Below are 12926 nucleotides of genomic sequence, written 5' to 3' on the forward strand. Positions count from 1 at the left end.
CGGCCGGATCACACCGATTGACCGGATCGAGCACAACTTTAGAACGAATCCAATGTAGGATGGCTTCCTGACCACGCAGGAGGCCTCCTCATGTACGAGCCGATCCGCAGCAAGCCGGTCGTCCACCGCATGGACGGCGGCCGCACCGACTACCCGCACAGCAGCCGCGGCGAGGCGCTGGACATCCAGCTCGCCGGGCACCTCTCGGCGCTGCTCGCCGTCACCGACGACCTCGGGCTCGACGAGGCCGGCGACCGGATCGCCGAACAGATCACCCGCCTGCGCGGCGCCCGACCCGCCCGACTGCGCGGGCCGCGGGCGGAGAACACCGCCGCGCTCCACCAGCGGGCGCACGACCACGCCGCCCGCGCCCTGCTCGTCGCCGCGTCCCGCGCCGACACCACCGCCGCGATCCTCGCCGCCGAGCGGATGGACGCGCACGCCGCCGCCCTGCGCTCCGCCGACGCGGACCTGGCCGGCGCCCACTGACGGCCCCGGTCCGGGGCCGCGGAGGCTCCGGACCGGGCGCCATGTACCCCCGCGATCAGAGCACCGGGGCAGGCGGCGGACCGCTCAGGGCGTGCTCGCCGAAGGCGTGGGGCTGAACTCCGCCCCCGCCACCCCGCACCACGGCACCTTCGCGGCCGGCCACACCGGACCCACCACCTCCGCGTGTTCCGTCGCCCCGCGCGCCACCCCGGGGATCCGGGCCAGCGCCTGGGCCGCGCGCCCGCCCGGCTCCGGCTCGGCGCTCTCGCGGAACTCCACCGTGACCAGGTACGCGCTCGCGCCCGGGACCCGGCCCGTCACGTCGACCCCGGCCACCACCCTGCGGCCGACCGGATCGACGCGGCACGAGGTGACCCGCACGTCGTCCACCGCCGCCCCCGGCGGGACCTCCGCCGGCTCGCCCGACCCCTCGCCGCTGGCCCACACGTACAGGCCCAGCGGAGCGAACACCAGCAGCCCGGCCAGCACCACCAGACCGACCAGCCAGCCCTGCCACTTCAACGCGCTCACGCCCATGGCACGATCCTCCCGGCAGCCCGCCCCTCCCACCAGCACCCACGGGCCCACACAGCATTTCGAAGCGGGACCCCGTCACCGTCGCCCGTTCGAACACGGCTCGCCGGCTCGGCAGTCGTGGGCGTGGCGCGACGAGGCGAAACGCGTGACGGCGGACCTCCGTGAAACGGAGATCCGCCGTCAGCAGACGCACACGACATACCGTGGGGAGCGCGAACGCTCCTGACGATGGTCACGTGCTGCGGTGGGAACCGCTTGGTCGGGGGCTCCCACGTTCTCGGGCCCCGGTCGGGGCGGGCGGGTCAGCCCAGGCGCTCGACGAGCGCGTGGTACTGGTCCCACAGTTCCTTCGGCGTGTGGTCGCCGTAGGTGTTCAGGTGCTCGGGGACCAGCGCGGCCTCGTCGCGCCAGATCTCCTTGTCGACCGTCAGGAGGAAGTCCAGGTCGGCGGCCGGCAGGTCCAGGCCGTCGGTGTCGAGGGAGGCCACGGTCGGCAGGACGCCGATCGGGGTCTCGACGCCCTCGGCGGTGCCGTCGAGGCGCTCGACGATCCACTTCAGGACGCGGCTGTTCTCGCCGAAGCCCGGCCACACGAACTTGCCCGCGTCGTTCTTGCGGAACCAGTTCACGTAGTAGATCTTCGGGAGCTTGGCCTGGTCCTTGCCCTTGGCCACGTCGACCCAGTGGCCCATGTAGTCGCCCATGTTGTAGCCGCAGAACGGCAGCATGGCGAAGGGGTCGCGGCGCAGTTCGCCGACCTTGCCCTCGGCGGCGGCGGTCTTCTCGGAGGCGATGTTCGAACCGATGAAGACGCCGTGGTTCCAGTCGAAGGACTCGGTGACCAGCGGCACCGCGGAGGCGCGGCGGCCACCGAAGAGGATCGCGGAGATCGGGACGCCCTTGGGGTCCTCCCACTCGGGGGCGATCGTCGGGCACTGGGAGGCCGGAACGGCGAACCGGGCGTTGGGGTGCGCCGCCGGCGTCTGCGAGTCCGGAGTCCAGTCGTTGCCCTTCCAGTCGATCAGGTGGGCGGGCGACGTCTCGGTCATGCCCTCCCACCAGACGTCACCGTCGTCGGTGAGCGCGACGTTGGTGAAGACGGTGTTGGCGTACATCGTCTTCATGGCGTTGGCGTTGGTGTGCTCGCCGGTGCCGGGCGCGACGCCGAAGAAGCCGGCCTCGGGGTTGATCGCGTACAGGCGACCGTCCTCGCCGAAGCGCATCCAGGCGATGTCGTCGCCGACGGTCTCGACGGTCCAGCCGGGGATCGTGGGCTCCAGCATGGCCAGGTTCGTCTTGCCGCAGGCGGACGGGAAGGCGGCGGCGATGTACTTGGCCTCGCCCTGCGGCGGGGTGAGCTTGAGGATCAGCATGTGCTCGGCCAGCCAGCCCTCGTCGCGGGCCATGACGGACGCGATGCGCAGGGCGTAGCACTTCTTGCCGAGCAGGGCGTTGCCGCCGTAGCCCGAACCGTAGGACCAGATCTCGCGGGTCTCCGGGAAGTGCGAGATGTACTTGGTGGTGTTGCACGGCCACGGCACGTCGGCCTGACCCTCGGCGAGCGGAGCACCGAGGGTGTGGACGGCCTTGACGAAGAACCCGTCGGTGCCGAGCTCGTCGAGGACGGGCTGTCCCATGCGGGTCATGGTGCGCATGGCGACCGCGACGTAGGCGGAGTCGGTGATCTCGACGCCGATCGCGGAGAGCTCGGAGCCGAGCGGACCCATGCAGAAGGGGACGACGTACATCGTGCGACCCTTCATCGAGCCGCGGAAGATGCCCTGCCCACCGTCCGTGCCGGTGAAGAGCGCCTTCATCTCGGTCGGGGCCTTCCAGTGGTTGGTCGGGCCCGCGTCCTCCTCCTTCTCGGAGCAGATGAAGGTCCGGTCCTCGACGCGCGCGACGTCGGAGGGGTCGGAGGCGGCGTAGTACGAGTTCGGGCGCTTCGCCGGGTCGAGCTTCTTGAACGTGCCCTGGGCGACGAGCTCCTCGCACAGGCGCTCGTACTCGGCCTCGGATCCGTCACACCAGACGATCCGGTCCGGCTCGGTGAGGGCGGCGATCTCGTCGACCCAGGAGATCAACGCCTTGTGCTGCGTCGGGTTGGAAGTGGGAGCCGCGTTGTCGCGCGCCACGATCGCTCCTTGTTGAGGGGTTTGTTGGTGTTTGCCCCGTGGGGGCTGCGACCCGGACGCTTCGCGCTCCGCTCATCCGGTGCCGACCGCACTCATCTGATCATCCGGTGCATGTGCGCATATGTCCAGAGGGCTTCTCACGTGAGCATTCCCACTCGCGTCAATCTTCCGTAAAGAGCACTGACGGAAACCTACGGACCCGTAGGTAGCATGTGGGCCATGACTTCTGACGCCGCCGCCGCTCCGGCTTCCGAGGCCGCACCGGCCGATCCGGCCCACCCGATCGTCGAGGCCGTCGAGGCCGTCGAGTCCGCCCTGGAACACAAGCCGCTGCTGCGCGGCTGGCTCCACCTGGGAATGTTCCCCGCCGTGATCGTCGCCGGCCTGGCACTGATGGCCTTCACCGACTCGACCGAGGCGCGCGTCGCCTGCGGGGTCTACATCCTCACGGCCTGCCTGCTGTTCGGCATCAGCGCGGTCTACCACCGCGGTACGTGGGGCCCCCGCGGCGAAGCGATCCTGCGGCGACTCGACCACGCCAACATCTTCCTGATCATCGCGGGCACCTACACCCCGTTGACCGTCCTGCTGCTCCCGCCCTCCACGGGGCGGACCCTGCTCTGGGCGGTGTGGATCGCCGCCGGCGCCGGCATCGCCTTCCGCGTGTTCTGGGTCGGCGCCCCGCGCTGGCTCTACACGCCCTGCTACATCGCGATGGGGTGGGCGGCCGTCTTCTTCCTCCCCGACTTCATGCGGACCGGCGGCATCGCCGTCCTCGTGCTGGTGATCGTCGGCGGGCTGCTCTACAGCGTGGGAGGGGTCATCTACGGCATGAAGCGCCCCAACCCCTCCCCCCGCTTCTTCGGGTTCCACGAGGTGTTCCACTCGCTGACGCTCGCGGCCTTCGTCGCCCACTACGTGGGCATCTCCCTGGCCGCCTACCAGCACTGACGTCGCCGGGCAGTCGTGTCCGGGGCGATGCCACCGGACACGACGCCGGACACGACCGCGGGGCGCGACTCCCCCGCTCGGGCTCAGGGGCGCGCGCCGGCCACCTGCTCGGCCAGTTCGGCCGGTTCGGTCGTGGGGCGGGCGCAGACGAAATGCCGGCAGACGTACGCCGTCGGAAGGTCGTCCTTCAACGCGCGGTCGGCCAGCAGGGGGAACTCCGCCGCGCCGCCGTCCGCCGCCCGGGGCAGTCCGACCGCCACCACCGCGCCGGGAGCCGTCCCCAGCAGCGCCGTCCGGTGCAGCGCCGCCGTCGCCGGATCCTCGGGATGGCCCACCACGGCCACCTCGCGCGGCCCGTCCATCAGCGCCTCCGCGACCGCCAGCCCGTGCCCGATGAAACGCGGCACCCGCGGCCCGAGTGCCTGGACCACCCCGAGCGCCCGCTCGGCGGCCGTGCGGTGCGCCTGGGAACCCGACTGCGCGGCGTACGAGAGCAGCGCGCCGGCGGCGGCGGTCCAACCCGAGGGCGCCGCCGTGTCCGTCGGATCCTGCGGACGCCGGATCAGCTTCTCGGCGTCGTGCGCGGTGTCGTACAAGGAACCGTCCTCGGCGGTGAACCGGTCCAGCACCAGGTCCACGAGGAAGCCCGCGAACTCCAGCCAGACCCCCTCGCCGGTCACCGAGGCCAGCGCCAGGAAGCCCTCGGCGACATCGCCGTAGTCCTCCAGGACCCCGGCGTTGGGGCCGACGTTCCCGTCCTTGCTGGTGCGGGCCAGGCGGGGCCCGGCCGTCGCGTCGAAGTGGACCCGCACCAGCAGGTCGGCCGCCTCGGTGGCGCGCTCGACGAGGTCGGGCCGCTCGAAGTACGCCCCGCACTCGGCGAGCGCGGCGATCGCCAGCCCGTTCCAGGCGGCCACCACCTTGTCGTCCCGGCCGGGCGCGGGCCGCCCGGAGCGCGCCGCGAGCAGCCGGGCCTTGATGTCGGCGACCTTCGCCGCGTCCAGGGTCGGCCCGTCCTGCGGGAGTTGCAGCACGGACGTGCCGTGCTCGAAGGTCCCCTCCTCGGTCACCCCGAAGCAGGAGGCGGCCGCGTCCCCGTCCTCCTCGCCGAGCACCTCGCGCAACTGCGCGGGCGTCCAGGCGTAGTACGCGCCCTCCACGTGCTTGCCGGTCAGCGGATCCTCGCTGTCGGCGTCGAGGGCGGAGGCGAAACCGCCCTCGCGGGTGCGCAGCTCCCGGACCATGAAGTCCGCGGTCTCCAACGCCACGCGGCGGGCGAGCTCCGACCCCGTGGAGCGCCAGAGGTGGGCGTAGACCCGACACAGCAGCGCATTGTCATAGAGCATCTTCTCGAAGTGCGGCACCAATGGTCCATGCGGCTTGGCACGGAGCACGTAACGATGGAACCCGCCCCCGACCTGGTCGAACAGGCTCGATCGCACCATGGCCTCGCAGGTGCCCTCAGCCATCTCCCGGGCTCCCTCGGAGCCCGTCCGGGCATGGTGGCGCAGAAGAAACTCCACGACCATGCTCGGCGGGAACTTCGTGTCGCCTCCCCCGAACCAGCCGGTCGCCGGCTCGTAGTCCCGGCTCAGCTGGAGCAGGGCGCTGCTCTGGGACTCGTCGGTCGGCAGCGCCGAACCCCCTGCCCCGAGTGCGCGGCCGGCCAGGTCGCGGGTGATCTTCTGTGCCACCTCGGCCACCTCCTCGCGCCGGCCGACCCAGGCGGTTCGTACGCCTTCGAGCACCTGCGTGAACGAGGCCATCCCGTGCCGGGGCTCGGGCGGGAAGTAGGTGCCGAAGTAGAAGGGCTCCCCCTCGGCAGTCATGAAGACGGACATCGGCCACCCCCCTTGCCCCGTGGTCGCCTGAACCGCCTCCATGTAGACGGCGTCGACGTCGGGGCGCTCTTCCCGGTCCACCTTGATGTTGACGAAGTGCTCGTTCATGTACGCGGCCGTCAGCTCGTCCTCGAAGGACTCGTGGGCCATCACATGGCACCAGTGGCAGGCGCTGTAGCCGACGCTCAGGAACACGGGCACGTTTCGCCGACGGGCTTCCTCGAAAGCCGCCGGCTCCCACGGCCACCAGTCCACCGGGTTGTCCGCGTGCTGGAGAAGGTAGGGGGACGTGGCGTGCGCAAGTCGGTTGGGCATACCCCCATCCTTGCGCAATCGTCGAAGCGTCGCCGCTGTGCCACGAGGGGATGGCAGCGGACAGAGGCGGCAGGGGGCGCGGCCGAGCGAAGGCGGGCCGCGGGGTGCTCGCGACACTCGGCCGGTGGATTCGGCGGACTCAGGTTTCGGCGGCGGCCGACTTCTTCGAAAGCCAGTCGAACTCAAGCCGATCGAGGATCGGGGTGGGGTCCCCCTGCCGCGCCGCCGGCATGACCGTGATGCCCTTGTTCCCGAGAGCGCACTTCAAGAGCATGCGCTGGTCAGCCGTGTCGGCCTGCGCCCACGCTGCACGCAGATGCTCGAACCGCAAGAGCGGGGCGAGGTCGATTTCCGCGTCCAGGGCCTCCAGAGCGGCGGTCGTGCTCTCGATGACGGCCCGCTGTCCCTCGCTCAGTTCCTCGAAGCGCTCTTCGTCCATCTTCCCGTACACGTAGAAGTCGTCTTCGAGCTTCTTCACGCGCTTCCGGGCGGCTTCAAGCGCCTTGCGAGCCTCTTCCTTCCTCGCCTGCGTCTCAGGGTCGGCGAATGCGAGCCACCGGCGTGCCATCTCCGTGATCACCGGGTCATCCGGCTCAAGCCCGGTGATGTGGTCGACCCACGCCTGCCCGACCGCGTGGTCGATACGTTCGGCGAGCGTCACCACACCCTCGCAGATGGACTTGCCGCGCGTTTGCCGGATCTCGCACCGATAGCGCCCTCCGCGGTGACTCATCGAACCACCACAGCGCTCAAGTTCCCCCGTCCCTCTCTTGTCGCGCATCCGGCCGCACCGGTAGCTGCCCGTGCCCAGGTACTTCGCCTCCGGCTTCCCCTTCGCCCAGCGGTCGTCGGTCCGCCCGGCGATGAGCGCCTTGATCTTGAACCACTCGGCGGGCGTCACGACTCCCTCGCCGCACATGACCACCTCGCCCCTTTCATTGCGCAGGGGCTCCCCGTAACCTTCCCAGCTGTCCAGGGGATTGCCGTGCTCGTCCGTCCTTCGCCGGCGCACCGGGACCATGCCGGCGAAAAGCGGGGACTGCGCGAGCTTGCTCACGGCCGCGGGAGACCAGGTGGCTCCGCTCCGGGTGCGGCGGCCCTCCTCATTGAGGAGGTGGGCCGTGTCCTTCGTCGTCTTCTTGTCGAGCAACAGATCCGCGAGCCGACGGGCGGTCTCGTACTCGTCCCGGTGATGTTCGACCGTGCCACTTCCCGGGGCGCTGTAGAGCCCGAACGGCGGCCGTCCCGTTCCGCGTCGCCCCTCCGCCTTGTGCGCGTCGTGGCCGATCTTCACGCGTTTCGCGATGTCCTTCGCTTCCTCCCTGGCGTGCTCGCTCAGGATGGCGAAGACCATGCGTCCGCCCTTGGACGAATCCAGTCCCTCGGAGACGGAGACGAGTCGGGATTGCCGGCGGTCGAACTCGTCGAGCAACCGACCCACGGCACCCATGCCCCGCCGGTCGAAGCGGTCCGTCTTCCACACGCCGAGCGTCTTGGACCTGCCGTCCATGACGGCTCGGGTCGCCTTCTCGAACTCCTGCCGCCGTACATGGGACTTGGATGCCGAGAGCTGTTCGAACCAGACGTGGCGGATCTGGAGTCCGTCCGCCCGCGCCCATCGCACCAGGTCCCGCAGATGTCCCCGGAGGGTGGCCAGGTCTTCCTTCTTGTTGCTGCGGCGCAGGTAGGCATCCATGAGCCCGGACGGCTCCGCCGTGGCGGGCTCGTCCAGCCCCATGGCCTCCAGTTCCTCTTGGTCGAACCCCAACCCGACCAGCGTCGCGTGATCCTCGCGCACCGCGACCCCCTTCGCTTTCAAGGAAAAGGGTAGGGAAACGATGGGCTTGAAACCTGGTTTTCCTGAAGTGCGGCACAGTCCACCACTGGTCCACCAAACACGGGCGATCCTGCCGGACCGCCCGGGGATCACCTGAGCAGCGGGGCCAGGGCGTGTTCCCAGGTGGCGCGGGTGGTGGGCCAGGTGGGGGTGCAGTCGCGGGTGCGGGCGGCGAGGTCGGGGTGGCGGTCGGGAGCCGCGCCGTGCAGGAGGCAGAGGTGGGCTGCGGCGCGGTCGGCCGGCGGGGCGTGCTCGTCCTCGCCGGGGTCGGGGTCCTCGCCGCGCGCCGCGAGCAGTGTGTACTCCTCGGCGGCGGTCCGCAGGGCGCGTTCCCCGACCGGGCCCTCGCGGAGCAGCATCAGGGCCGCGAAGCGGTCGGCGGTGTTCTCCTCGTCGGGGTCGGGGCCGACGGGGAGTTCGAGGGTGTCGACGAGGGCGTGGCCCGCCTCGTGGTAGACGCTCTCGGCGACGATCGCGCCGACCTTCTCGTCGGTCGTGAGGAGTTCCCGGTCCTGCGCCATGTCGTCGTAGCAGAGGTCGATGCGGTGTGCGGCGGGGTCGTAGGAGGTGCCCTCGCCCGCGCAGGAGCGGGCGACGACGGTGACCCGGTCGGGGAGGTCGAGGTAGGCGTTCAGGCGGGTGACGGCCCGGTCGGCGTGGTTCCCGTCCCGCAGGAAGGCGGCCTCGCGCTCGTCGCCGGCGGCGGGGGCCTCGTACCGTACGGCGAATCCGTGCGGGGCGGGCGCGCAGCCGCCCGACAGGAGCGCCGTCGCGAGGGCGGCGCAGAGCGTGGCGGACCGTGCGGCGGCGAGTGCGGCGGACCGTGTGGCGGGCGTGGCGCGGCGTCGTCGGGTGGCGCGCGTCGGCATCCCCGTCATCGTGCCGCCCCCCACACACTGTCGGATGTTCGGATCAGCCTACTGATCCGTCCGGAGGTGCGGCGGGGCAGTTCCCCCGGAACCCGGCCGTACATATATGCACGCAGTCGACCGAAGACGCGCCAACTCCCTCTGAACCGGTTCGGATTCCCTCGCGCTCGCGACCGTCCCGCAGGACACTTGGGGCACGTTGTCGGAGCGCTCTGAGGGGGATGCCGATGCGGGACAGTCATCGTGTGGAGGCCGAACGGCTTCTGGTGCGAGCCGTGGACGAGGAGGAGCGCCGGGCCGCTCCGGGGGCGCCGGTCGACAGGGCGGCCCTGCTGGCGCGCGGCCGGGAGTCCCTGGACACGCTCGCCGCGAGCGCTTCCGAGGAGTACGAGGCGTACGTGCGCGCCGTGGACGAGGCGGCGGCCGGGGACCAGTCGCTGGGCGAGGCGTTCCGGCGCGCGAACAGTTCGACGGCGTTGCTGGTGACGGCGGTCGGGGCGGTCGCGGCCGTCGGGGCGGACCTGGCCTTCGGCGTGGCGGCCGGTACGGCCCTCAGCGCGGGCATCGTCGTGGGCGTCGCGGGGGCGGCCACGACGGCGGCCAAGGTGACGGCTCTCCACCTGCCGGCGGCGAACCGGCGGGCCGGCGTGGCGGGCCGGCCGGGCGGTCCGGAGCAGTTGCGCCTCCAGTGGCTGTCGGCGCTGGAGGTGCGCGGCATCCGTCCGTTCCTGGAGCAGCAGCGTCTGGTGGCGACGGCGGTGCGCAATCCGCCGCGGGTCCGGTCGGGCGTCAACGCCGGCGCGGTCGGCCTCGTCAAGCAGACGACGGGTTCCGGGCCCGCGCTGCGTGGCACGGATCGCAGCGCGGAGGCGCGCCGGCGCAGCGTGTTGGAGCAGTCCTTCAATCAACTCCCGTGCACGGACGAGGGGTTCGTCGGCCGTCGGGCGGAACTGACGCGCATCGCGCAGTGGGTGCAGGCGGCGCGGGCCAGTACCGAGACCCGGCCGGTGGTCGTGGTGGTGCACGGCGAGCCCGGTTCGGGGCGCACCGCGTTGGCGTTGCGGGCGGCGCACGCGCTGCGGGACCAGTTCCGCGGCGCGTGCGTGGTGGACCTGCGGGGCGGTTCCCCGCACGGCGACGTTGGGGAGGCCCCGCTGTCGACGCGGGAGGCGCTGTTGCACCTGCTGAACCGGCTGGGCGCCCCGCGCGAGCAGTTGTTGTTCCGCGAGGGCGCCTCGGCGGAGCAACAGGTGCGGCGGCTCGGGGAGTTGTACCACCAGCACCTCCAGGGGCTGCCGGTGACGGTCGTCGTGGACGACGCGGTGGACGCGGCGCAGGTCCGGACGCTGGTTCCGGAGCGGTCCGACAGTCTGGTCCTGGTGACGGCGTCCGGCCCGCTGGAGTTGCCGGCGGACCTGGCGGCGTGGGTGCACCAGCTTCCGCTGGCCCGCTTGTCGGAGCCGGAGGCGGCCGAGGTGCTGCGCGCCGGCGCGGAGGCGGCGGGCGGGCCCGGGTACGGCGAGGAGGCCGGGCGGGAGCTGTCGGGGCTCGGCGCGGGGCTGCCGTTGGCGCTGCGCGTGCTGGCTCCCCTGGGGGAGGTGGAGGCGGCCGGGGGCTCCGGCGGCACCTTGGAGCACGCGCTGGACCTGGCGTACGCACGGCTGCCCGAGGAGCGGCGTCGGCTGTTGCGGCGCCTGACGTTGGCCGGGCGGGCCTCGCTCGGGCCGTCCGCGGCGGCGGCGCTGATCGACACGGACCAGGCGGAGGCGGGGCGGCTGCTGCGCGAGCTGGCGCGGGCGGGCCTGCTGGATCCGGTGCGCGGGGAGCGGTACCGGATGCACGACGCGGTGCGTGCGTACGCGGCGGCGCGGTTGGCGGCCGACGAGGACCGGGCGCAGGCGGCGGCCGCCCACGAGCGGCTGATCCGCAACTACGCGCAGCTCGCGGACTCGGTGATCCGGATGGTCGACGGGAAGATGTCCACCCGCGCCAACCACTTCGGCGGGCACGGCTTCGCCTCGTTGGACGCGGCGCTGCGCTGGCTGGACGACGAGTCGAGCTTCATCACGGCGGCGTTGCGGCACTCGCAGGACGTGGACCAGCAGGCGGTGCTGGACCTGCTGGGCGCGCTGTGCGACTTCTGTCTGCTACGCGGGGACCTGTACCGGCTGGGCGAGATCAACGAGCTGACCCAGGCCGTGGAGGCGGGGCAGCGGGGGGAGCCGGGGCGGGGCGGCCGGATGGCCCGCTCGGTGCAGTGGCGCACGGGCATCGCCGCGCGCCAGCTCGGCGACCTGGACAAGGCCCGCACCACCTTGACCTCGGTCGTCGACCAGTACATGGAGGCCGAGCAGGAGGCGGGCGCGGCGATGGCCCTGGTGTCGCTGGGCATCACCCTGCACCACCAGGGCAACCTTCCGGAGGCCGCGGCCCGGCTGCGTGAGGCCTTGGCCCTCCAGGAGTCGCCGGAACTGGCGGGTGACCGGGCGTGGGGGTTGCACGCGCTGGCGGCGGTGCAGCGGGACCGGGCGGAGCTCGGGGAGGCGTTGACGCTGCTGGAGCGGTCCATCGCGCTGCATCGGGAGAGCGAGAGCGTGCACGGGGAGGCCTGGGCGCACTTCCAGCTGGGGCAGGTGTACCTGCGGATGGGCGCGCCGGAGCGGGCGGAGCCGGAGCTGCGGCTGGCCCTGGAGATGTACGGGCGCACCCGCGACGACCGCGGCCAGGCCTGGGCGCTGACCCAGTTGGGCCGGGCGCGGGTCGTGGACGGGGACCCGGGGCCGGCGCTGGAGCGGTTGCGGGACGCGCTGGCCCGGCACCGGCTGGCGGAGGACGCGCGCGGCGAGGCGTGGACGCTGTACTACCTCGGGCAGGCGTTGGAGGAGGACGGCGAGCGCGACAAGGCGGTGCGGGAGCTGGAGCGGGCCCGGACGATGTTCTCCCGGATGCGGGACGTGTACGGGCTGGCGCACGCCCGGCACCATTCGGGTCGGGTGACGCGCGACCAGCGGGCGGCGCAGACCGGGAACCTGCGGAACTCCGGTTTCGCCCGCCAGTTGCTGGTGGACGCGCGGGCCGACTTCCGGCGGATCGGGCTGGCCCACGGGGAGGGCTGGACCTGCCTGGAGCTGGCGGTCGTGGACGCGGGCAACGCGCGGGTCCCGCAGGCGCTGGGGCTGTGCGAGGAGGCGGCCCGGCTGTTCGCCTCGTACGGGGACCTGCGCGGGGAGGACTGGGCGCGTTTCCTGCGCTGCACGATGCTGCCGTACGCGGTCCCGCCGGTCGCGGGCGCCGCGGACGAGGCGCGGGCGGAGCTGGCGCGGCTGGCGGCCGCCCCGCACCCGCTGCGCGACCGCCGGCTGGAGGACTGCCTGGAGACGTACGGGGTGATCCTGGGGCGGGGGGTGGATCCGGCGGAGGGCTGGCAGGCGTGGCGGCTGGGCATGGTCCCGAACCTGCGGTCGCGGGAGGTCATGGGGGTGCCGGTGCTGCCGGTCTCCTGACGGCCCCGGGCGGGACCGGCAGGGGCCCAGCGGGTCGTCTGACGGCCCCGGCGGCCCCGGTCGGTCGTCCCGGTCCGGCGGCGTCCCGGCGCCTGCCCCGATCGCGCACGCGTACGTGCCGCCGCACCACCGGTCGACGGGTGGGGCGGCGGTCGTCGCGCGGGCGTCCGGACGCCCGCGTGGGCCCCGCGGGCTCAGGGGCCCGCGGGGCGGGGGCCTACGGGGCCCGCGTGCCGTCCGTCGTCGTGCCCTTGGCCGCCGGCTCGGGGGCTTCCTTGAAGTCCACCCGACCCATGTGCTTGCTCATCGACTTCATCAGGCCCCACACCCCGAGGGCGAGGGCCGCGAACACGATGAAACCGAGGATTCCCGGGGTCACCTTGTTCTTGTCGAAGGTGTCGCCGGCCAGCGGGAGGAGCTGGACGATTGCTTCCTGCGTAGCGCTCATG

9 protein-coding genes are annotated in these 12926 nt (G+C 72.3%); 3 read left to right on the forward strand and 6 right to left on the reverse strand.

Annotated features, from left to right (window positions below; genetic code table 11):
- Positions 1-90 precede the first annotated feature (90 nt).
- Entirely contained in the window at positions 91-489 is a 399-nt protein-coding gene (locus OG906_RS13595; protein ID WP_329442820.1) for an SCO4983 family protein, read from the forward strand.
- 84 nt (positions 490-573) lie between these two features.
- Here the strand turns inward: OG906_RS13595 and OG906_RS13600 are convergent, their stop codons facing one another.
- Positions 574-1020, reverse strand: a complete 447-nt coding sequence (locus tag OG906_RS13600; protein WP_267827701.1) for a hypothetical protein — start codon at positions 1018-1020, stop codon at positions 574-576.
- A gap of 308 nt (positions 1021-1328) precedes the next feature.
- A complete protein-coding gene (locus tag OG906_RS13605; protein WP_329442822.1) occupies positions 1329-3161 on the reverse strand; it encodes a phosphoenolpyruvate carboxykinase (GTP) in 1833 nt (610 codons plus the stop codon).
- Between the two features lie 210 nt (positions 3162-3371).
- On the opposite strand from OG906_RS13605, the gene trhA reads away from it, so the two are divergent.
- Complete coding sequence (trhA, locus tag OG906_RS13610) at positions 3372-4112, forward strand: PAQR family membrane homeostasis protein TrhA (RefSeq protein ID WP_392899273.1); 741 nt, start codon at positions 3372-3374, stop codon at positions 4110-4112.
- Positions 4113-4195: 83 nt separating this feature from the next.
- Here trhA and OG906_RS13615 read toward each other — a convergent pair whose 3' ends face one another.
- The 3 genes from OG906_RS13615 to OG906_RS13625 all read right to left on the reverse strand — a co-directional run bounded on the left by OG906_RS13615 (position 4196) and on the right by OG906_RS13625 (position 8974).
- Positions 4196-6268 (reverse strand): thioredoxin domain-containing protein, encoded by a 2073-nt coding sequence (locus OG906_RS13615; protein WP_329442828.1) that lies wholly within the window; start codon positions 6266-6268, stop codon positions 4196-4198.
- A 139-nt stretch (positions 6269-6407) separates the two neighbouring features.
- Complete coding sequence (locus OG906_RS13620) at positions 6408-8198, reverse strand: recombinase family protein (protein ID WP_329442834.1); 1791 nt, start codon at positions 8196-8198, stop codon at positions 6408-6410.
- Entirely contained in the window at positions 8195-8974 is a 780-nt protein-coding gene (locus tag OG906_RS13625) for a DUF4344 domain-containing metallopeptidase (RefSeq protein WP_329442836.1), read from the reverse strand. The genes OG906_RS13620 and OG906_RS13625 overlap by 4 nt, the downstream gene beginning before the upstream one ends.
- 227 nt (positions 8975-9201) lie before the next feature.
- On the opposite strand from OG906_RS13625, the gene OG906_RS13630 reads away from it, so the two are divergent.
- Positions 9202-12477, forward strand: coding sequence for a tetratricopeptide repeat protein (locus tag OG906_RS13630; protein ID WP_329442839.1), 3276 nt, complete (start codon positions 9202-9204; stop codon positions 12475-12477).
- A gap of 217 nt (positions 12478-12694) precedes the next feature.
- Here OG906_RS13630 and OG906_RS13635 read toward each other — a convergent pair whose 3' ends face one another.
- Positions 12695-12925, reverse strand: coding sequence for a hypothetical protein (locus OG906_RS13635; protein ID WP_267802397.1), 231 nt, complete (start codon positions 12923-12925; stop codon positions 12695-12697).
- Between the last annotated feature and the right edge of the window lies 1 nt (position 12926).

Source organism: Streptomyces sp. NBC_01426 (genome assembly GCF_036231985.1).
Classification (GTDB): domain Bacteria; phylum Actinomycetota; class Actinomycetes; order Streptomycetales; family Streptomycetaceae; genus Streptomyces.